The 20,243-nt window shown below is 71.4% G+C and carries 18 protein-coding genes and 3 tRNA genes; 10 read left to right on the top strand and 11 right to left on the bottom strand.

What is annotated here, in order from left to right; translation table 11 throughout:
* The first annotated feature begins 369 nt into the window (after positions 1 to 369).
* Positions 370 to 456 (top strand) — tRNA-Leu (locus tag ACY0I8_RS09710).
* A gap of 77 nt (positions 457 to 533) precedes the next feature.
* Here ACY0I8_RS09710 and ACY0I8_RS09705 read toward each other — a convergent pair.
* The 7 genes from ACY0I8_RS09705 to ACY0I8_RS09675 all read right to left on the bottom strand — a co-directional run bounded on the left by ACY0I8_RS09705 (position 534) and on the right by ACY0I8_RS09675 (position 8,684).
* Complete coding sequence (locus tag ACY0I8_RS09705; protein ID WP_461394578.1) at positions 534 to 1,241, bottom strand: hypothetical protein; 708 nt, start codon at positions 1,239 to 1,241, stop codon at positions 534 to 536.
* A gap of 105 nt (positions 1,242 to 1,346) precedes the next feature.
* Positions 1,347 to 2,675, bottom strand: coding sequence for a sigma-54-dependent transcriptional regulator (locus tag ACY0I8_RS09700; RefSeq protein WP_459940429.1), 1,329 nt, complete (start codon positions 2,673 to 2,675; stop codon positions 1,347 to 1,349).
* Positions 2,663 to 4,174, bottom strand: a complete 1,512-nt coding sequence (locus ACY0I8_RS09695) for a two-component system sensor histidine kinase NtrB (protein WP_461394577.1) — start codon at positions 4,172 to 4,174, stop codon at positions 2,663 to 2,665. Before ACY0I8_RS09695 ends, ACY0I8_RS09700 begins: the two co-directional genes overlap by 13 nt.
* Before the next feature lie 159 nt (positions 4,175 to 4,333).
* Positions 4,334 to 4,894, bottom strand: a complete 561-nt coding sequence (locus ACY0I8_RS09690) for an endonuclease V (protein ID WP_461394576.1) — start codon at positions 4,892 to 4,894, stop codon at positions 4,334 to 4,336.
* Positions 4,891 to 5,661 carry a potassium channel family protein gene (locus ACY0I8_RS09685; protein WP_461394575.1) on the bottom strand — a complete coding sequence of 257 codons (771 nt, stop codon included), beginning with the start codon at positions 5,659 to 5,661 and terminating at the stop codon, positions 4,891 to 4,893. The genes ACY0I8_RS09690 and ACY0I8_RS09685 overlap by 4 nt, the downstream gene beginning before the upstream one ends.
* A 75-nt stretch (positions 5,662 to 5,736) precedes the next feature.
* Positions 5,737 to 8,229, bottom strand: coding sequence for a sugar phosphate nucleotidyltransferase (locus ACY0I8_RS09680; RefSeq protein ID WP_461394574.1), 2,493 nt, complete (start codon positions 8,227 to 8,229; stop codon positions 5,737 to 5,739).
* Positions 8,230 to 8,306: 77 nt separating this feature from the next.
* Positions 8,307 to 8,684 carry a response regulator gene (locus tag ACY0I8_RS09675; protein WP_461394573.1) on the bottom strand — a complete coding sequence of 126 codons (378 nt, stop codon included), beginning with the start codon at positions 8,682 to 8,684 and terminating at the stop codon, positions 8,307 to 8,309.
* 146 nt (positions 8,685 to 8,830) lie between these two features.
* On the opposite strand from ACY0I8_RS09675, the gene ACY0I8_RS09670 reads away from it, so the two are divergent.
* From ACY0I8_RS09670 to ACY0I8_RS09650, 5 genes are all read left to right on the top strand, one after another.
* Positions 8,831 to 9,916: a GGDEF domain-containing protein gene (locus ACY0I8_RS09670; protein WP_461394572.1), complete on the top strand. Its 1,086-nt coding sequence runs from the start codon at positions 8,831 to 8,833 to the stop codon at positions 9,914 to 9,916.
* 42 nt (positions 9,917 to 9,958) lie between these two features.
* Positions 9,959 to 10,032, top strand: a tRNA-Gln gene (locus tag ACY0I8_RS09665).
* A gap of 17 nt (positions 10,033 to 10,049) precedes the next feature.
* Positions 10,050 to 10,127, top strand: a tRNA-Glu gene (locus tag ACY0I8_RS09660).
* Between the two features lie 64 nt (positions 10,128 to 10,191).
* Positions 10,192 to 10,725 (top strand): hypothetical protein, encoded by a 534-nt coding sequence (locus ACY0I8_RS09655; RefSeq protein WP_461394571.1) that lies wholly within the window; start codon positions 10,192 to 10,194, stop codon positions 10,723 to 10,725.
* Between the two features lie 32 nt (positions 10,726 to 10,757).
* The gene (locus ACY0I8_RS09650; protein WP_461394570.1) at positions 10,758 to 11,465 is read left to right on the top strand and encodes a transglutaminase-like domain-containing protein; all 708 of its coding nucleotides are present in this window, start codon (positions 10,758 to 10,760) and stop codon (positions 11,463 to 11,465) included.
* On the opposite strand, the gene ACY0I8_RS09645 is transcribed toward ACY0I8_RS09650, so the two are convergent.
* On the bottom strand, positions 11,455 to 12,528 hold the full coding sequence (locus ACY0I8_RS09645) for a DUF763 domain-containing protein (RefSeq protein WP_461394569.1): 1,074 nt from the start codon (positions 12,526 to 12,528) through the stop codon (positions 11,455 to 11,457). The genes ACY0I8_RS09650 and ACY0I8_RS09645 overlap by 11 nt on opposite strands.
* 137 nt (positions 12,529 to 12,665) lie before the next feature.
* Between ACY0I8_RS09645 and ACY0I8_RS09640 the strand changes: the two genes are divergently transcribed.
* Positions 12,666 to 13,010, top strand: coding sequence for a cytochrome c3 family protein (locus ACY0I8_RS09640; protein WP_461394568.1), 345 nt, complete (start codon positions 12,666 to 12,668; stop codon positions 13,008 to 13,010).
* A gap of 24 nt (positions 13,011 to 13,034) precedes the next feature.
* On the opposite strand, the gene ACY0I8_RS09635 is transcribed toward ACY0I8_RS09640, so the two are convergent.
* The 3 genes from ACY0I8_RS09635 to ACY0I8_RS09625 all read right to left on the bottom strand — a co-directional run bounded on the left by ACY0I8_RS09635 (position 13,035) and on the right by ACY0I8_RS09625 (position 16,650).
* A complete protein-coding gene (locus ACY0I8_RS09635; RefSeq protein WP_461394567.1) occupies positions 13,035 to 13,547 on the bottom strand; it encodes a hypothetical protein in 513 nt (170 codons plus the stop codon).
* The gene (locus ACY0I8_RS09630; protein WP_461394566.1) at positions 13,544 to 15,175 is read right to left on the bottom strand and encodes a tetratricopeptide repeat protein; all 1,632 of its coding nucleotides are present in this window, start codon (positions 15,173 to 15,175) and stop codon (positions 13,544 to 13,546) included. Before ACY0I8_RS09630 ends, ACY0I8_RS09635 begins: the two co-directional genes overlap by 4 nt.
* Positions 15,176 to 15,276: 101 nt before the next feature.
* Complete coding sequence (locus tag ACY0I8_RS09625) at positions 15,277 to 16,650, bottom strand: class II fumarate hydratase (RefSeq protein ID WP_461394565.1); 1,374 nt, start codon at positions 16,648 to 16,650, stop codon at positions 15,277 to 15,279.
* A gap of 429 nt (positions 16,651 to 17,079) precedes the next feature.
* On the opposite strand from ACY0I8_RS09625, the gene ACY0I8_RS09620 reads away from it, so the two are divergent.
* The 3 genes from ACY0I8_RS09620 to ACY0I8_RS09610 all read left to right on the top strand — a co-directional run.
* Complete coding sequence (locus tag ACY0I8_RS09620) at positions 17,080 to 17,964, top strand: FAD binding domain-containing protein (RefSeq protein WP_461394564.1); 885 nt, start codon at positions 17,080 to 17,082, stop codon at positions 17,962 to 17,964.
* A gap of 4 nt (positions 17,965 to 17,968) precedes the next feature.
* The gene (locus tag ACY0I8_RS09615; RefSeq protein WP_461394563.1) at positions 17,969 to 18,457 is read left to right on the top strand and encodes a (2Fe-2S)-binding protein; all 489 of its coding nucleotides are present in this window, start codon (positions 17,969 to 17,971) and stop codon (positions 18,455 to 18,457) included.
* A partial coding sequence (locus ACY0I8_RS09610) for a xanthine dehydrogenase family protein molybdopterin-binding subunit (protein WP_461394562.1) occupies positions 18,450 to 20,243 on the top strand: 1,794 nt, incomplete at its 3' end. The genes ACY0I8_RS09615 and ACY0I8_RS09610, both read left to right, overlap by 8 nt.

Genomic DNA, 20,243 nt, shown 5'->3' with positions numbered 1-20,243 from the left:
GTCTCCCTCGCCATGAGCCCACCAATGACTCGCCAACGTTCGTGTTTCCGCCGTTCATGGCGGCGCCGGGCTGAGTGCCGGCTGCAGCGTAAGCCGGATGCCGCACTCACGCACGGCCGGAACCAGGCCCCTTGCCGGGCCGAATCAGAAAACGTTAGCTGTGAAGGTAACTTGGTGTGAATCCGGCCGGGGGTGCTGCGTAGTACCGAAGCCTGCGACGGTGTTGCCGGTGGTGGGTGGGGAACGGGCTCCGGATCTCCATGCCCTCCGTGTCCTCCGTGGTTCGACTCCTCCCAGCCGGCGCTCCCGGTACGTTCCGCCGACCATCTTGAGGCCGGGCACGCCGGGGTGCTATCTTGCCGGGCCCGTGCCCGGGTGGTGGAACAGGTAGACACAAGGGACTTAAAATCCCTAGGGCTTCGGCCCGTGCGGGTTCGATTCCCGCCCCGGGCACCACATCTCGGCCGGCGGCTGGGCGGCAAGAGCCAAACCGAGCGCCGACGGCGCGTTTCCCCTAGGGCCTGGGGGAGGTCTCACGCCACCAGGTCGAGGGCGTCGGCGGGGTCGGGCTCCGCGGTTTCCCCCTTCGCCCACTCCTCCAGGAGCCTTCGGGCCAGATCCACCGTCTGACGCGCGACGTCCGGAAGCTCCCCGCCGAACGCGATCCGGGCCTCCTCGTAGCCCCGCTCCATCGCCCGGATCATCTTCGCCGCGTGTTCGCCCCGGTCGCCGCCCCGGTAGAGCCCCACGCCGAAGTCCCGGAGCCGACCCGCCGTGGCCTCGACGCTCCACTCGCCGGCCAGCGCGCCCTCGGGGCCCTCCAGGGTGATCCGGACCGACTGTTCCACCTCCACGTACGAGGCCGCGCCCCGGCCCCCCTTCGGGAGGACGCCGGGGACGAGATCCCGGGGGCGGAGGGCCTCGCCCTTGCGCAGGGCCTTCACGAACCGGTGGAGGATCTTGCGGAACCCCTCCACGGCCCGGTCGGACTCGGCCAACAGACGCTCCCAGTCCGCGGGCCGCCTGAGCCGGCCCCGGCCCGCGAGCGCGCCTCGCCGGTCGTAGGTGAGGGCGTGGAGCGAGATGTCCCGCTCCAGGGTCAGGCGGTATTCCTGCCCCTGTTCGTCGGTGAACGAGAGGTCGAGCCGTTGGGTGCGCTCGATCGAGAGTTCGCGCAGGAGCGCGGGGCCCCCGGAGAATCCGGAAGGGCCCGGGCAGCAGGGGGTCGTGGCGGTCAACATGGCGGCACCTCCCTCCGTGGAGTGTCTGGTCCCCTCATCGGCCAACGGAGAACCGTTCTTGAGAGGCGAAGGGACCGAAGGCCGGCGGTGGGGGACTGCGCCGCGTCACTCCAGCCCGTACTGCTTGACCTTCCGGTAGAGGGTTTTCCGGTCGATGCCGAGGATCTCGGCGGCCCGGGTCTTCTGGCCGTCGCAGGCCCGGAGCACCAGGGCGATGTGGTCGCGCTCCAGCTCCTCCAGGGTGGGGAAGCGCTTCCGGTGGTTGGGCTGGTTCTTAAGGAGGTAGGCGGGCAGGCTCGAGGGCCGCAGCACGTCCGATTCTTCGAGGAGCACGGCCCGCTGCACGATGTTCTCGAGCTCCCGGATGTTCCCGGGAAAGTTGTACGACGAAAGCACCGAGAGGAACCCGGGGGAGATCTCGCGAAACCGTTTGTGGACCTTGGGGGCGTGTTTGGCCACGAAATGGCGCACGAGCTCCGGCAGGTCCTCCATGCGCTCCCGAAGCGGGGGCAGGTGGATGGGGAACACGGCGAGGCGGTAGTAGAGGTCCTGGCGGAACCGGCCGGCGGCCACCTCGGCCTCGAGGTCGGCGTTGGTGGCCGCGATGATCCGCACGTCCACCTTGCGGGCCGTGACCCCGCCCACCGGTTTCACCTCCCGCTCCTGGAGCACCCTGAGCAGCTTGGCCTGGGTCTCCGGGCCCAGGTTCCCCACCTCGTCCAGGAAGAAGGTGCCCCCGTTGGCGAGCTCCAGGAGCCCCCGCTTGGGGGCGTGGGCGCCGGTGAACGCGCCCTTCACGTGGCCGAACAGTTCGCTTTCCAGAAGGGGGCCGGCCAGGGCCGAGCAATCCACCGCCACGAACTCCCGGTCCTTGCGGGCCGAGAGCTCGTAGATCATCCGGGCCACCACCTCCTTGCCGGTGCCGCTCTCCCCGGTGATGAGCACGCTCGTGTCGGTGGCCGCCACCTTCTCGATGAGCGCGTTCACCTCGCGCATCCGGGGGCTCGCCCCGATCACGTAGCGGTCGGTGCGGGCCTGGAGCTGGCGGCGCAGTTGCTCGTTTTCGAACCGCAGCCGCCGGCGCTCCTCGGCTCGGGCCGTGGTGATCCGCACCTCCTGGGGGCTGAAGGGCTTGGGCAGGTAGTCGTAGGCCCCGAGGCGGAAGGCCTTGAGCACGTTGTCGATGGAGGGGTACCCGGTGATGATCACCACGATGACCTCGGGGTCGAGGTCGCGCATCCGGGCCAGCACCTCCATTCCGTCGAGCCCCGGCATCTTGAGGTCGAGGAACACGAGATCGAAGTCGCCCTGGCGGAAGCAGTCGAGCGCGCTCGCCCCGTCGTTGCACACCTCGGCCTCGTGGCCCATGCGCCGGAGCGTTTTGGCCAGGCCCTCCCGGATCGAGCGCTCGTCGTCCACGATCAGGGCTCGCACCGTTCCTCCTCCGGCACCGGGAACACCACCGTGAACGTGGTCCCCTTCCCGGGCTCCGAGTCCACCCGGATGTCGCCGCCGTGCATCCGCATGATGTTGTACGAGAGGCTAAGCCCAAGCCCCGTGCCCTTCCCGGGCTCCTTGGTGGTGAAGAACGGCTCGAAGATCCGCTGCCGCACCCCCGGCGGCATGCCGGGGCCGGTGTCGGTGAAGGCGACCCACACGGTCCCCCGATCCGGGTCGCACCCGGAGCGAAGCGCGAGCTCCCCCTCCCCGTCCATGGCGTCCACGGCGTTCGTGATGATGTTCGTGAACACCTGCTTGATCTGACTCGGGTTCCCCACCACCAGCGGCAGATCCCCGGCCAGGTCCCGGCGCACCCGGATGTTGTGGAACAGCGCCTTCCCCCCGAGGAGCTCCAGGCACTGCTCGAGGGCCGCGTTCAGGTCCACCGGCTCCTGGTAGCGCCGCCTTTGGTGGGCGAAGTCCAGAAGCGAGTTGACGATCTCCTTGCACCGGCGGGCTTCCTGGACGATGCGGTCCACGTCGCCGCGGCGGGGGTCCGAAAAATCCAGGTCCTCCAGGAGAAGCCCCCCAAAGAGGAGGATGCCCCCGAGGGGGTTGTTGATCTCGTGGGCCACCCCGGCCGCGAGCTTGCCCAGGGAGGCCATCTTGTCGGCGTGGATGAGCTGCATCTGCACCTCCTCCAGCCGCCGCTCCAGCTCCATCACGTGGCGCAGATCGTGGATGAAGCTCACCGTGCCGGTCTCCCGCCCCCTTTCGTCCCGCAGGAGATGCACGGTGAGCCACACGGGCACCCGCTCGCGGCTCTTGGTGATCAGGATCGCCTCGTAGCGCTCCAGGACCCCGGGCCCGCCGTGCTCGGGGCTTCGGGCCCGCTCCATCACCTCCCGGGCGGCGTTTCCCTCGTAGAACTCCTGGATGTACCGCCGGCCCACCACCTCGGCGGCCGAAAACCCCAGGAGCGCCTCGGCGCCCCGGTTGAACCGGGTGATCACGCCCCGCTCGTCGGTCACCACCACCGGATGGGGCGACCCCTCCACCACCTGCCGCAGGCGCGACAGGGCCACGGCCAGCTCCCGCTCGTTCTCCCGGTGGGCCGTCACGTCCCACAGGTACAGCACCCCCAACCGCCGCTTTTCCGACACGGGCACGAGCGCCACCTGCCCCTCCAGATGGCGGCGGGGCCGAAGGGGCACCTCGGCCTCCAGGCTCACCGGCACCGGCTGCCCCGATTCGACCGCCCGGCTGGCGGCCGCCGACAGCACCGACCTTGCGCCCCGCCCCAAAACCGCCGTCACCCGCGCGTCCAGGAGCTGTGCCGGCGTCGTCCCGACGAACTCGCAAAACGCCGGATTCGCGTACCGGATCCTGCGGCCGGCCGGGGTGAACGCGGCCACCCCCACCGGAGCCCGATCCCACAGCTCGGCGAGATACCGGTTCCAGGCGGCCTGTCGTTGCCGGGGGGAATCCGTCATGGGCGAGGCAACCGGGAGAAAAGGCTAAAGGGTTGAATTCGGGGTTTCCGTCCGCTGCTGGCGGCCCACCGGCCGCCCACCGACGGCTCTGGGCCGAAGAAAGCACATAGAACCTTGTTTGTCAATCACAAGGAATCTTGCCGAAAAAGCCGGGGCGGGTCATTCCAGCTCCTCGCGGGCTGCCGCGTGGGCGGCGCGAAGAGGCTCGGGAACGCGGTAACGGGGCGAAACGCGAAGAACGAGCGCCACGGCCGGGTCGAGGGCGATGCCCCAGCCCACCGACACAAAAACCGGTTTGACTCCTGCACGGGTACGGACCGCGGCGCCCACCACCTCCCCCCGGTCCAGGAGGGGAGCCCGGCTCCCCCTCGCCCCGGGAAGGGGCGCGTGGTGGCCGACCAGGAGGTCCTTCGCCACCCCCACGGTCGGGAGGCCGGCGGCCTCCCCCACCACGCAGGCGAGCCCGCGGCGTTCCGGGTGGGCCCTGCCATGACCGTCCACCAGGAGGAGGTCGGGCGGGTTCGAAAGGCCCGCGAGCGCCCGCAGGATCGGCCCCGCCTCCCGGAGGGCCAACCGGCCGGGGACATAGGGGGCCTCCACCGGGCCGACCCAGGCCGAAACCCCGGCCACGGTGAGCGCCGGAACCTCCAGCACCGCCACCGCCGCGGCACATCTCCCGCCCACGGGGTCGTAGGCGCAGTCGGCGCCGGCGATTCTCACGCCCCTTCCACCACCTCGGGCCGCGCCTCCCGGTCGAAGGGATTCGTGCGCACGGCGAACGAGAACAGGTACGGGTACGCCGTCTCCAGGTGTTCCACGTACCGAATCCAGCGCCTTGCCAGAAGCGGGTACACCCTGCGGGCGTCGAAGGTCAGATGCTGCCGGTCCGGCGGCGTCAGCGACGAGAGATCCCGGCGGGTGAGAAGCTCCTCACGCAGGTGGAGCACCGCCCGCAGGAGCTCGGCGAACTCGCCCCGTTCGGAGAGGTTGGGGTTCTCGTACAGACGCAGGAGCAACTCGCCCCGCTCCCGGAGGAAAGCGGCGAGCCCCTCGAGGTCGAGCCGTTCCGAATCCAGCAGGAACTCGTGGCTCCCCAGGCGCCGCTCCAGGGCGTCGAAGTCCTCCCGGGCCCGGTCCGGCCGCACCCGCGGCGGCGCCGCCGCGAGCACCGGGTCGGCCGCCGCGAGGCGGCGGAGCAACTCCGCCCCCACCTCGCTGAAGAACACGCCGACCACCATCTCCACCCGTTGTCGCCGCTCCCGCTCGGCCCGGCGGGCTACGAGCATCTCGGTGGCGGTCGCAACGACACCGAGGAAGGTGCTAACCCCCCCGAGAATCAGCACCACGGCGAGGAACTTGCCCGCCGGGGTGGTGGGGTGCAGATCCCCGTATCCCACGGTTGCCACCGTGATCACCGTGAGGTACAGGGCATCCAGGGGGTGCATCCCCTCCAGGCCCATGAACCCCAGCGTCCCCAGGGCGAGCACCCCGGCCAGCGCGAGGCACAGGAGCCAGAAACCGCTGCCCCTCCCCGCCCGGGTTCGCCCCGGCCCCGACGTGGCTCACCCCGCCATCCAGTCGCGCACCTTGGCCTCGTAGGCCGCAAGCTCCCGGGCCACGGCCGCGGTGTCGGGGCCCTCCACCACCAGGTGGACCACCGGCCGGTAGGGATCGGGCAGGAGGAGCACGCTGGTCTCCCCCAGGAGCACCTGCACCCCGTCCACGAAGCTCGCCTCCTTGTCCACGCTGTCCTCGCTCATCCGGCGCATGACCCGCCCCTTGAGCTCGTGGGGACACGGGATCTGCCGGCGTTCGTAGGCGTAGGGGGGCAGGCCGTCCAAAACCTCCGAGGCGTCGGCCCCGGCCCGGGCCAGGAGCTCCAGCACCTTGGCCGCCGCGAACATGGCGTCGGGGGCGTGGAGGAACTTGGGGAACGCGTATTTCCCATCGGCCTCGGAGACGAAATCGCAGTCCATGAGCTCCGAGGTCCGAAGGCTCGTGGTCTTGCCCCGGGTGATCCGCAGCGTCGGTTCCAGCTCGTCGAGCACCCGGGGGGCCGTGACCGGCAGGAACACCCGCGCCCCTTCGGGCTGGCACCGGGCCAGGAGCCGAAGGATCAGGAGCAACAGTTCGTGGTCCTGGCGAACCCGTCCCTGGTCGTCCACGAGCTTGAGGTTCTGGCCTCCGGGGGATACGTAAAAGCCCACGTCGGCGTGCAGGGCCCCCACGATGTCCTCGGTCTGTTTGAGGATCCGGTCCAGGTCGTACATGCGGCGGGTCAGCCGCCGCTCGTCGGGGTAGGCGTTCAACACCACGGTGCGGCACCCCAGGGCGTTCAGGAGCGGGGGCAGGTACTCGCCGGTGGTGCCGTTGTCGAGGTCGACCACCACCCGGAACCGCCGAGCCCGGATGGCGTCGGCATCCAACTCCCGCAGAAACCCCTCCCGGTAGAACGCGTCGATTCCGGCGAGCTCCCGGATCGCCCCCACCTCCGCATGGTCCACCCGGCGGAAGTTCTCCTTAAAAAAGATGCGCTCGATGGACTTCTCGAGGCTGGTGTCGATGCGGTTGCCGGCCTCGTCGTAGAACACGATCTGGGCGCTTCGGCTGTCGCTCGGGCTCTGCTGGAAGTACGCGCCGGCCACCTCCCCGAAGCTCGCCAACTTGTACCGGGTCACGGGAACGGGGACCATCTTGACGTCGTGCACGTCCACCCCGGTGGACAGGATGCCCCCGAGGAAGGCGCGCTTGAGCATCCGGCTCGCCCGCAGGTAGTCCCGGCCCACCAGGATGGCGGTGTTGGGCCGCAGAATCGTGCCCAGGGCGGCGCCCAGCTTGGCCGCGAACTCGGGGGAGAGTTCGATGTTGGTCCGGCCCTCCACGGCACCGGCCTCGAACACCGATTTCTTCCACTTGTCGCCCCACACGAGGTTGGCCGAGAGCACGGCCCCGGCCTCCACCTTTTTCTCGGGCCACACCATGAGATCGCGCTCGAACGACGCCCGATCCCCGATTTCGGTGCCCTCGGCCACCACGGCCCCCTTCTCGATCCGCACCGCCTCGCCGACCCGTACCCGGTCGCACAGGACGGCCCGGTGGATCCGGGCGCCGGGGCCCACCCGCACCTCCCGCCACAACACCGAGGACGAGAGCTCCGCGCCGTCCCCGAGACGGCACCCGGGCCCCACCACCGCGTTCTCGAGCGCCACCCCGGTGCCGAGCTCCACCCCCGGCCCCAACACCACCCGGCCCCGCACCCGCAGGCCCTCGGGCGGGGAGAACGCCCCGTCCTCGACCCACAGCTCCCCCTCGTCGGTCTCGAGCCGCCGGCCCGGGAGGGTCAGCGCCACCCTTCCGGCCAAGACGTCCGCCGTGGCCTCCCGGTAGGCGTCGGGGTCGCCCACGTCGCGCCAGTACCCCTTGGCGGCATATCCGTAAATGGCGATGTTGTCCCGGAGGAACGACGGGAACAGATCCTTCGAGAAATCAAACGGTCGGCCCCGGGGGATGCGGCCCAGCACCTCGGGTTCGAGCACGTAAATCCCGGTGTTCACCGTGTCGCTGAACACCTCGCCCCAACCGGGCTTTTCCAGGAACCGGAGGATCCGGCCGTCGGCGTCGGTGATGACCACCCCGAACTGCAGCGGGTTGGGAACGCTCGTGAGCGTGATCGTGACCGGGGTGCGTTTCTCCCGGTGGAACCGGACGATCGCCTCCAGATCGAAATCGGTGATCACGTCCCCCGAGAGCACGAGAAACGTCTCGTCCAGATGCTCCTCGGCCCATTTGACCGCGCCGGCGGTGCCGTAGTCGTCGTCGGGAAGCACGTAGGTGAGGTTCAATCCGAACCGCGACCCGTCCCCGAAGTAGTCCCGGATCACCTCGGGCATGTAGTAGAGGAGCACCACGACCTCGCGCACTCCTACCGAGCGCACCCGTTCCAGGATGTGCTCCATCATCGGGCGGTTCACGAGCGGCACCATGGGCTTGGGCAGGCTGTGGGTCAGGGGTTGGATGCGGGTTCCGAACCCGCCGGCCATCAACACCGCTTTCATGAATGCCTCCTTCGCCGGTCCCACGGCAAAGAAAAGCCCGGACGAACCGGGCCTCTTCTCCTTCCGTTCCGTCTCCCCTACTGGTCGTGTGCGCCCCCGTACCGGCGCTCCAGCACCCGGGCGAGCTCGGCCTTGAGCTCGTCGAGGCTCCCCGACTTCACCACATACCCGTCGGCGAGCCAGGCCGAGTAGTCCGTCTTGAACGAACTGTACGCCGTGGAGAGCACCACCGGCAGGTCCCGACGGGTGCGGGCCAGCTCCTGGAGGAACTGGAGCCCGCTCTCGCCCCGGAGCTTGATGTCGAGGATCACCGCGTGCACCTCGTTCTTTTCGAGGATCTCCCGGGCCTGCTCGGTGGTGGCCGCGCACAGCACCCGGTACCCCGCCTCCTCGAGTTCCTCCCGGTAGAGGATCCGGATGCTCTCCTCGTCGTCCAGCACCAGCACGGTGTACATGGGCACTCCTCCCCAGTTTGAAAGTCCCGCCATCTTAGCATCCCGCCACCCGGCGTCAACCGCGGAGGGGCCGACCGGAAAGGGTAAAGTCTTCCGCACGGCGGTACGAAAAGAGGAACATCCCAACCTCGGCCCGGAGGAGTGAGGTGTCCGAACCCATCCTTTCCGCAGACGCGATTCCCCCGGCCCTGGCGCCGGCGGCCCTGGCGCTCCTGGCGGAGATCGCCCGAAGGATCCCGCCGTTTCTTGGCCCGCCTCCGAGGATCGCCCCCCCCGAACGGCGGGATCCCGAGGCCGTGACCGAAGCCCTCCGGGCGTTCCTGGCCTGGCTCGAGTCGGCGCCCACCCAGTGGGGGAGCCGCATCGAGGAACTGGAGTCCCTGTTCCAGGAGATGGCGGCCGCCGTCCACGAGCTCGACGGCCGGGTGCGCCGACTGACCCAGCACGCCCGGGCCTACGCCGCCGAGCAGGAGACGCTTTCCGTCAGCCTTTCCGAAGCCCTGGATCAACTCGGTCCCTCACACGCGGCGGACCCCGTGGTGCCGACTTGCCGCCGGATCCTCGAGGCCCTCCGGGCCGAGGCCCGGAGGGAGCGGGACGGGGCCCGCCAACTGGGCGAGGAGGCCTCGGAGGTCCGGACCGTGCTCACCAAACTGGCCGACCGCCTGGACAAGGTCGAGCAGAAGGCCCGGGCCCTTCGGTCCCAAAGCCTCCGTGACCCCCTGACCGGGCTGTGGAACCGGGGGGCCTGGGACGACCGGCTGGCCGAGGAGGCGGCCCGGGCCCGGAGGTACGGCCAGCCCTTCTCCGTGATCCTCTGGGACGTGGACCGGTTCAAGGAGGTCAACGACCGGCACGGCCACCTGGCCGGAGACATGGTCCTCCAGGCCCTGGCCGGGCGCACCCTCCAGGCGCTCCGCCGCAGCGACTTTGTGGCCCGGTACGGCGGCGAGGAGTTCGCCGTGCTCCTCCCCCACACCGAGGAGGCGGCGGCCCGGATCGTGGCCGAGAAGATCCGGCGGCTTGGTGCGGAAAAGGACGTGGCCACACGGGCGGGCCCGGTCCGGGTGACCCTGAGCGCGGGGGTGGCCACCTGGGCCCCGGGGGAGGAGGCCTTGGAACTCCTGGACCGCGCGGACCAGGCCCTGTACCGGGCCAAGGAGGGCGGTCGAAACCGGGTCGAGGTGGCCCCGCCGCCCGGCCGGGAGAAAAAGGCGGCCGTCTCGGCTTGACAGCCGCGCCCGGGTCGGGTATAAAGCGCGTCTCATTCGCGCTGGGGGATCGTCTAATGGTAGGACAGCGGACTCTGGATCCGCGAGTGAGGGTTCGAATCCTTCTCCCCCAGCCAATCGGATCGAACGAAACGGTCCCGTCGTCTAGCCAGGCCTAGGACACCGGCCTCTCACGTCGGCGACACGGGTTCAAATCCCGTCGGGACCGCCATTTCGCCAAACCCCGGCGTCGCCATCGGCGCCGGGGTTTTCTCTTTCCGCACCGGAGAGGAGGGATGTCTCGTTCCTCGATCGTTCGGTTCCTCGACGGTTCCGGCGGCGTGCTGGCCGCCGGGGGGGCACTCCTCGCCACGGGTGCCGCCTACGGGGCGGCGCTGGCCTGGACCCAGCGCGCCCTGGCGGTTCCCGTGGGGGGACTCGACCCGGCCGAGGTGCCGTTCCGGCTCCTCCTGGTGGGGCACCTCCTGGGCGGCCTCGGGGCCGTGGCCGCGGCCCACCTGGGCGCCACGTTCGTGCTCTGGCTGATGGCCCGGGCCGCAGGCGGACCCGGCGGGTTCGGCCGCCTGTACCGGGCCGGGGCGGTGCTCCTCCTCGCGGGGCTCCCGGCCCTGCCGGCCGTGGCCCACCGTGCCCTGGCCCCGGGGCACCCCCTCGGGCCCGGGCTCGCCCTTCCCGCCGCCGCGGCGGCCCTCGCGCTCGTGGCCGGCGCGTTTGCCGCGTTCCGGCTCACCCAGGGCTTCGGCCCCGGCCGGGCCGCTGCGGCCACGGCCCTGGCCACCGTGTTCGCCGGGGCCCTGGCGCTCCTCTGACCCCCTGCCACCCGTCCGACGAGGGAACCGCCATGTCCGGACCCAACGACGTCCTGCCGGAACACCTCCGCCCCACCGCGATCCTCGACGCCGACCACCCCCGGGTCGTCGCGTTCGCGCGTGCGGCCGCGGAAGGCCGCGAAGACCCCGCGGACCGGGCCGTGGCCCTCTACTACGCCGTGCGCGACCGGATCTGGTACGACCCCTACGCGCCGTTTTACAAACCCGAGCACTACCGGGCGAGCCGGGTCATCGAGGCGGGCCGGGGCTACTGCGTGCAGAAGGCCGCGGTGATGATCGCCTGCGCCCGGGCCCTGGGCATCCCCGCGCGGGTGTCGTTCGCCACGGTGCGAAACCACCTGGCCACCCGCCAACTCCTGGAATACCTGGGCTCGGACCTCTTCGTGTACCACGGGGTGGTGGAGATCTTCCTGGAGGGCCGATGGGTGAAGGCGACCCCGGCGTTCAACCGGGAGCTGTGCGAGCGCCACGGCGTGGACCCGCTGGAGTTCGACGGCCGGCACGACTCGATCTTCCAGCCTTACAACCGCGAGAACCGGCGGTTCATGGAGTATGTGGCCTTCCACGGCACCCACGCCGACATCCCCGTGGACGAGATCCTCGCGGCCTGGAGGGGCACCTACGGAACCGAGCGGGTGGACGCCTGGATCCGGATGCACGAGACCAAGGGTTCGGCCCGGCCCCGGGACTTCCTGAGCGAGGACGTGGTCAGCGACTGACCCCGAACCGGGCCAGGCGCCTGAGGGCCCGCACCTTGTCCGACCGGTCCACCCGGGAGCGGTCCACGGCCCGGCGCAGCACCTCGATCGTGCGGTCGTAGGTTTCCCGGTCCACCGGGTAGGGCGTCCGATCCTTGCCCCCGTGGGCGAAGCTGAACCGGGCCGGGTCCCGGGTGCTCGCGGGGGTGCCGTACACGAGCTCGGCCGTGAGCGCGAGCGCCCGCAGAGTCTTGGCCCCCACCCCCGGAAGCCCCAGGAGTTCCTCGAAATCCCCCGGGGCCCGCTCGTAGGTTTCCAGAAGGATCTTCCGCAGGTACCGGGGGTTCACGTCGGCCAGGCTCACGGGGTGGCGCCGGGGGAGGGTGAGGTCCCCGGCCCGGGCCACCGCGTCGAACACGGCGTCCGGTTCCCGGGCCAGGGCCACCGACGCCTCCTGCACGGGTTCGCTCTCCCGCGCCACCAGGTTCAGGGTGGGGCTCGCCGCCTCGGCGCACACCGCGGCGTGGGGCTCCACCGTGAACGACCCGAGCCCCTGCCCGAGCCAGTGGTACCGCCGGGCCGTTCGGGTCTCCGGCCGCATGCCCTGCTGCACCACGCACCACTCCCCGGCCCGGGTGAAGAAGAACGCGTGGTGGTAGATCTGGTGCCCGTCCTGCACCGCGGCCGAGTCCACCTTGGCCGAAAGGCGGCTCGCCCGCACGAGCCCCGCCGGGTCGAGCCCGATCCGCCCGCAGGCCGCCTCGATCTCGGCCGGGGTGCGCCGCGACACCCTTCCCTTGCCGCCGGCCGCGAACAACCCCAGGTCGGGGCCCGCGTCGAGCAACGCCTCCTTGACCGCCCCGCACACCGTGGTGGTGACCCCGCTCGAGTGCCAGTCGAACCCGAGCACGCAGCCGAAGGCCTGAAACCAGAAGGGGTCCGACAGCCGCCGCAGCACCTCGGCCGGGCCGTGCTCCTCCACCAGAAGCCGCACGATCTCCCGGGCGAGTCGCACCATGCGCTCGAAGAGCCACCGGGGGGCTCGGCCTCCGTGGAGGGGAAGTTGGGCCGTTCCGGTGCGCATGGGTTTAGCGTCTTCGGTCCTTGCCGGGCAGGGTCATCGCGGTCGTTCCCCAACGGTTCCCTTGCGCGGGATGCCGGACCCCCGTACCTTTTGGGGCGCTCCGCGGTATCGCGGGATCATCCCCACGGGAGGTGGTTATGCTGCGCCGACGAGTGGCCCCGTTCGTGATCCTGGTCGTCGCCCTGGCGGGACCGGCGGCTGCCCAGCGCATCCAGGTCACCAACTACGGAGAGATGGAGCCCGTGTTGTTCCCCCACTCGGAGCACGCCGAGCGGTTCCACTGCGACACCTGCCACCACCCCGAGCGCTCCGAGGGGGCCCACCGGTGCGGGGCCTGCCACCGGGCGACCCCCGAGGGGGGAACCCCATCGCTGGAACAGGCGGCCCACGGCGAGGGAGACATCACCGGCAAGTGCAGGCCGTGCCACTTCGGCCCGAAAGCGAAAAAGGCGCTGGAGTGCGAGGATTGCCACAGCGGATGAGGCCGTACGCGACCGGCCGCCGGCCTAGTTTCGCAGGTGCGCGCTCGAGGCGAGATCCACGGGCTTTTCCGGCTTCTCCGGTAGCACCCACGGCAGGGCCACCAAGAACTCGATCCGCAGCGCGGGGCGGCCCGCCCAGGGCGGGGCGGGCGCGAGCCAGGCACGGATCGCGGCGTGAAGGTGGGGCGCCACCCGTTCGAACACGTCGGTGGCCGCGGTGGCGAAGGGAAACCCCCGGTAGGGCCGCCCCCCCACCACCTCCCCCGCACAGGCGTAGAACCCGGCGTAGAGATGCAACCCGGTCTCGAGCGGGGTGACCCACCGGACCTCCGTTTCCTTTCTCCCGTCGATCCCCAGGGACGCGAGGATGGCCCGGAACTCCGGGCCGTACCCGGCCGGACGCGCGGCGTCGAAGTTCCGGCACGCCGGACACCCGCACCGGGCGGCGAACCCGGCCGGGATCGTCCGGTACAGGGCCCGGGTGGCGGTCGGGTCGGCCGCCACCTCCCACGCCAGGATCCTGCGCCGGACGATCATGGCGACGGGCTCACCCGGAACCGCCCCTGGGGACGGTGCGGAAGCCGCACCCGCGCCCGCAGATGGATGCGATCCCCCGATCCGCCCGACGCCTTGAGGCCCCAGCGCACGGCCCCCTCCTCCGCCGCCGGGCCGGCCTGGGCCGGGAGGACCACCAGGGCCCGGCTCGTGGGCGCCACCACCCGCACCTCGCGGCCCCGAACGCCCCGTCCCTCCACCTGCTCCAGGGCGCCCAGGAGGAGCTCGGGCCACCGGGCAAGCCCGGCGGCGCCCTCCCCCTCGAGGAGAATCCGGTTCCCGTCGCGGCGGAACGTCAGGCGCCACTCCGCCTCGGCCGCGTCGCTGCGGACCCGTTCGGCCACGTCCCGGAGGCCCACCCCCCACTCCTCGAGGAGGCGCTGGGTCACGTACTGCACATGGTCCGGACACAGGGCCAGGAGCACGATCGGAAGGCCCCCCGAGCGCTCCCAGACGAGGGCGTCCCCCGGGTCGGCCACCGGGGCCTCCCGCAGCACCACGGGCTTACCGCAAAAGCACCGGTAGGGCCGGGGCGGGCGGCCGAGCTCGACCCGGAGATCGGCCCAAAACCCCTCCCACCCCTCCGGGTCGTCCCGGAACCAATCCGCCCAGGCGCCGAGATCGAGCAGGAAGGTGCGGCCCGTGTCCGGATGGCGGATCCGGACCTGGCCCTCGCCGACCTCCGCCTCGAGGCCGCCCCGGTGGCCCTCGACCCACCGGGCCAGCCCGGCCTGGGCCCCCAGCGCCTCCCACGCCCGGGCCGCGGCTAGCGCCGCGGCGCCCTCGGGCCCCAGGGCCTCCACGGCCGCCCGGAACCGCCACTCCCCGGCATCCACCCACACCTCGGCCGCGCCCGACCCGACCCGGAATCCCCCCTCGTCCCGGCGAACCGCGCTTCCCGGGATCCGCCGGAGGGCCGCGGCGAGGGCCCGGTCAATCGCGGCCGGTTCCACCCGGACCCAGGCCACCCGCCCCGCCCTCACCGGGGTCAGGGGTTCGGCCGGGACCCAGTCGTCCCACGTGACCTCGGGGGCCCAGGGGGAGGCCGGGTCCCAGGGGTGTGCCCGCACCCAGCCGGGCCCCGGGGCCGCCCCCAAAGGGGCCCACCGCACCTCCACGGGCGCCGACCGGCCCGCGAGGGCGTCGGTGAGCCTCACCCGGAACCGGGCCACCGCCGCCAGCGCGGAAGCGTAGGGGTCTTCGGGGGCCGCCTCCAGGAACCGGCCGGCCACCTCCGCCGCTCCGTCCGGCCGGCCGGCGGCCCACTCATCCCAGGCCCAGCCCCAGTACACGTCCCGCAAGAACGCGGCGCGGTCCTCCAACCCCGAGGCCGCCGGCGACCGGAGCACCTCGGCGGCCTCGGGGTACCGCCCGAGATCGTAGAGGCACTCGGCCCTGAGCCACGCGGCGTCGGCCGCGATCTCCGAGTCGGCGGGGATCTCCCGCAGATACGACAGGGCCTCGTCGAAGAGCCCCGCGTCGTGGGCGTCCCAGGCGAGGTTCAGCCACCCCCGGTCGGCCGAGGCGGCGGCCGCGGCGGGGCGGGGGACGACGGCCGTCACAAGGAACAGGAAAAGGGCGAACCCACGCAAGGCGGTCTGGTCCCTCACTCCGGGTATCCGGGAGGGGGGAGCCTTGGCGCACTCCCCCTCCCGCGGGCGGTCCACGCGGGTATTGTAGGGCACGCACCGCCGGGAGCCCAACCCCGGAGTCACGTCCGGGGGCGGACGAGGCGCTTGGGGTCGAGGAGCCGCTCGAGCTCGGCCTCGTCCCCGAGCCCCATCTCGGCCGCGGCCCGGGCGATCGGAATCCCCCGGCGCAGGGCCTCGTGGGCCACCCGGGCCGCCGCTTCGTACCCCACCCGCTCGGCCAGGGGGGTCACGAGCGACGGGCTCGCGGCCGCGAGCTCCCGGCACCGGGCCCGGTTCGCCTCGAGGCCGGCCACGCACCGCCGGGCCAGCACCCGGCAGGCCCCGGCCAGGAGCGCCACGGACTCCAGGAGATTTCGGGCGATCAGGGGCATCATGAGGTTGAGCTCGAGCACCCCGCCCATGCCCCCCTGGGCCACTACGAGGTCGTTTCCCACCACCTGGGCCGCGGCCTGGGTGACGGCCTCGGGCACCACCGGGTTCACCTTTCCCGGCATGATCGACGAGCCCGGCTGCAGCTCGGGCAGCCGGATCTCCCCCAGGCCGCCCCGGGGCCCCGAGGCCATCCAGCGAAGGTCGTTGGCGATCTTCGAAAGCCCCACGGCGAGCCCCCGCAGGGCGGCGCTCGCGGCCACGCAGGCGCCCCGGGCCCCCTGGGCCTCGAACGGGTTCCGGGCCCGGCGAAGCCTGTGGCCGGTTTCCGCGGCGAGCCGTTCGAGGACCCGCGGGGCGAACCCGGGGTGGGCGTTCACCCCGGTGCCCACGGCCGTGCCCCCCAAGGGCACCTCCAGAAGCCCCCGGGCCGCCGTCCGGATCTCCCCCTCGCCCCGCGCCACCATGCGGGCGTAGCCGGAAAACTCCTGCCCCAGGGTCACGGGAAGGGCGTCCATGAGGTGGGTCCGGCCGAGCTTCACCACGTCGCGGAACGACCGGGCCTTAGCCGCCAGGGCCCGCCGGAGCTCCGCCGCCGCGGGCAGGAGTCCCCGGTGGATCTCCTCTAGGGCCGCCAGGTGCACCGCCGTCGGGAACACGTCGTTGGACGACTGGCAGCGGTTCACGTGGTCGTTGGGGTGAACCGGCCGGCCGCCCAGGAGCTCCGCCGCCCGGCGGGCCAGCACCTCGTTCGCGTTCATGTTGGTGGAGGTGCCCGAGCCGGTCTGGAACGGGCTCAGCGGGAACGCGTCCTCCCGGCGGTCCCGGAGCATCTCGTCGGCCGCCCGGGCGACGGCCTCGGCGACCTCGGGGGCCAGGAGCCCCAGCTCGGCGTTCACCCGGGCCGAGGCCCCCTTGATCCGAAGGAGCGCGGCGATCAGGGACCACGGCAGCCGGCCCACCGGGATCCCGTTTTCGAGGGCCCGCTGGGTCTGGGCGCCCCACGGGGCGTCCCGGGGCACCTCCACCTCTCCCAACGTGTCGTGTTCGATCCGTGTCGGCATGGGAACCTCCGTGGCGGGCCTGCATCGGGAAATCGGGGACCGGGAATCGCCGGCCCGACGGTCGTTCGCCGTGGGTCGCGGCGGACCGCGCGTCCGGACCCGGCACGATCCGGGCCGAAGGCCCGCAGGGCGTTCGGGCCTCCCGGCGTCCCGGCCTCCCCGCCTCGTGCCGTCTCCGTGCCCTCCGTGCCCTCCGTGGTAAACATGTCAGGATACCGGCCCGCCGCCCGCCGGCAACTCGGCCGAAAATTCACCGGGGTCCCCGGGCTGGCGGGTGACGTTTTACCGCCGCCCCTCGGCCGTTCGCCACCACCCCGGCGGTTGCCCGAGGCCCGTTTCTTGCTACACTCCCGCCGGTTCCCCCAGGCGGGCCGAACCGGCGGGCCGTTTGATACCTTTTCAGCTTTCCCAGCCACAAAGGAGCCCCCCATGCACATCGAGCCGTTCGTGTACGAACGCCCGACCAGCCTGCGGGAGTTCGAGCAGGCGCTGGTCCGGCACGGCGACGATGCCCGGATCCTGGCGGGAGGCACCGATCTTCTCGTGCTCGTCAAGGAGAAGGTGCTCTCGCCCCGGGTCCTGGTGGACCTGAACGCCGTGCCCGAACTGCGGTGGATCACCTGGGACCCGCAGAAGGGCCTCTCCATCGGCGCCGGCACCCGGGTGGCCGAGATCGAAACCCACCCCCTCGTGCGCGAGCACGCCCCGGCGCTCGCCTACGCGGCGGCCCAACTGGGCTCGAGCCAGGTGCGGCACATGGCCACCATGGCCGGCAACGTGTGCCACGCGAGCCCCTCGGCCGAGACCCCGCCGGTCCTACTGGCCCACGGCGCCGAGCTCACCCTGGCCCGGGACGGCGCGGAGCGCACGGTGCCCATCTCCGAGTTCTTCCTCGCCTACCGGAAGACCGCCCTCCAGACCGGCGAATACCTCAAGGGGTTTCGGCTGCCGCCGCTGCCCTCGCGCGCGGCCGTGTCCTACCAGTTCCGGGGGCTGCGCCGGGCCATGGAGATCGACATGGTGAACGTGGCCTGCTACCTGGAGCTCGCCGAGGACGGCACGGCCCGGGCGGTCCGGATCGCCCTGGGGGCGGTGGGCCCGATCCCCTTCCGGGCCGTGGAGGCCGAGCAGGCCCTCGCCGGCCGGCCGGTGGACGACGCCTTCTTCGACGAGGCCGGCCGGCTCGCGGCCGCCGAGGCCAAGCCCATCGACGACATCCGGGCCTCGGCCGCCTACCGCCGGCGCATGGTAGACGTGCTGGTCCGCCGGGCGCTCAGGGCCGCCCGGGACGAGATCGCGGGAAAGGAGGGATGAGGCCGTGAAGCTTCCCATCACCCTCACCGTCAACGGTGAACCCTTCGACCTCCTGGTCAAACCCACCGAGTTCCTGGTGGACGTGCTCCGGGACCACATCGGGCTCACCGGCACCAAGAAGGGGTGCGGCATCGGCGACTGCGGGGCCTGCACCGTGCTCCTGGACGGAAAGCCCGTGCTCTCGTGCCTCACCCTGGCCGTGTCCGTGCAGGGCCGGGAGATCACCACGATCGAGGGCCTGTCCAAGGGCGCCGACCTCCACCCGATCCAGCGGGCCTTCGTGGAGAAGGGCGCGATCCAGTGCGGGTTTTGCACCCCCGGCATGATCCTCTCGGCCAAGGCGCTCCTGGACCGGGTTCCGAACCCCACCGAGGAGGACATCAAGCGGGGCATCGCCGGGAACCTGTGCCGGTGCACCGGGTACGTGAAGATCGTCGAGGCCATCGGCCACGCCGCCGAACTGCTGGCCCAGGAGGAGGAGACCCATGGCTGAGAAGACCTTCCGCGTGGTCGGCACCTCGGTGGCCCGCAAGGACGCGCCCCTGAAGGCCCGGGGCGAGGCCCAGTACGCCGACGACATCCGGCTGCCGCTCATGCTCCACGCCCGGGTGAAGCGGGCCGACGTGGGCCACGCCCGGATCCTGCGGATCGACACCTCCAAGGCCGAGGCCCTGCCCGGGGTGAAGGCCGTGGTGGTGGGCGAGGAGGCCCCCATTCCCTACGGCATCGTGCCCCAGATGCCCACCGAGTACGCCCTGGCCTACAAGAAGGTGCGCTACTACGGGGAACCCGTGGCCGCGGTGGCCGCCGTGGACCCGGAGACGGCCGAGAAGGCCCTGGATCTGATCGAGGTGGAGTACGAGCCCCTGCCGGTGTACACCAGCCCCGAGGAGGCGCTGGCGCCCGACGCCGTCAAGATCCACGAGGACAACAAGTTCCCCGGGAACATCGCCTACCAGGCCGAGCAGGAGTTCGGCGACGTGGACCGGGCGTTCGCCGAGAGCCACTACGTGCTCGAGAAGACCTTCCGCACGAGCTACGTGAACCACGTGTTCCTCGAGCCCCACTCGGCCGTCGCCAAGTTCGACACCAACGGCGAGCTCACCCTCTGGTCCGGCACCCAGGTGCCCCACTACCTGCACCGCACCCTCTCCAAGGTCCTCCAGATGCCCATGCAGAAGATCCACGTGAAGGTGCCGAAGGTGGGCGGCGGCTTCGGGGGCAAAGGGGAGGTGTCGAACAACGAGCTGATCGCGGCGCTTCTCGCGCGCAAGGCGGGCCGGCCGGTCAAGCTCACCTATTCCCGCAAAGAGGTGTTCCTCCAGCACCGGGGCCGGCACCCCATCGAGATCCGGATGAAGATCGGGGTGGACAAGGAGGGCTACATCCAGGCCCTGGAGTACGACGGCACCATGGACGGCGGGGCCTACGGGGGCTGGGGCGTGGTGATCCTGTTCTACACCGCGGCCATGCTCCACCTACCCTACAAGGTGAAAAACGTCCGGTTCCGGGGCCGGCGGGTGTACACCAATAAGCCCACCTGCGGGGCCATGCGGGGGCTCGGGGGCGTGCAGCCCCGGTTCGCCATGGAGAGCCTTCTCGACCAGATCGCCATCGATCTCGGGATGAGCCCCTACGAACTCAAGAAGAAGAACGCCATTGACAAGACCCACGAGACCGTGAGCGGCGTGTACGTGCGCCACAGCGAGTACAAGAAGTGCCTCGACACCGTGGTGGAGAACTCCGGCTACCTGGAGAAGCACCGCAGGCTCCCCTTCGGCCGGGGTGTGGGGCTCGCCGGCGGGTACTACATCTCGGGCACGGCCTACACCCTGTACCTTTCGTACAAGCCCCACTCCACGGCAACGGTGCGGGTGGACACCGAGGCCGGGGTCACCGTGTACTGCGGGGCCACCGACATCGGCCAGGGCTCCGACATGGTGCTCGGCATGATGGCGGCCGAGAAGCTGGGCCTGCCGTTCGACCAGATCCACGTGGTGAGCGGGGACACGACGCTCGCGCCCTTCGACCTGGGGAGCTTTGCGAGCCGGGTCACCGTGGCCGCCGGTTCGGCCGTGAGCCAGGCCTGCGACCGGATCCTGGAGAAGCTGTTCTCCGTGGCCGCCGTGCAACTGGGGTGCCGGGCCGAGCAACTCACCGTGGGCGAGGGGGAGATCTACTCGGTGTTCGAGCCCGACAAGAAGCGCATCGGGTTCTGGGAGACGGTGGAGCGCTACATCGACGCCAACGGCCCCCTGGTGGCCTCGGGCGAGTTCACC

Source organism: Deferrisoma sp. (assembly GCF_054681715.1).
This window is presented reverse-complemented; position numbering and strand designations above follow the sequence as displayed.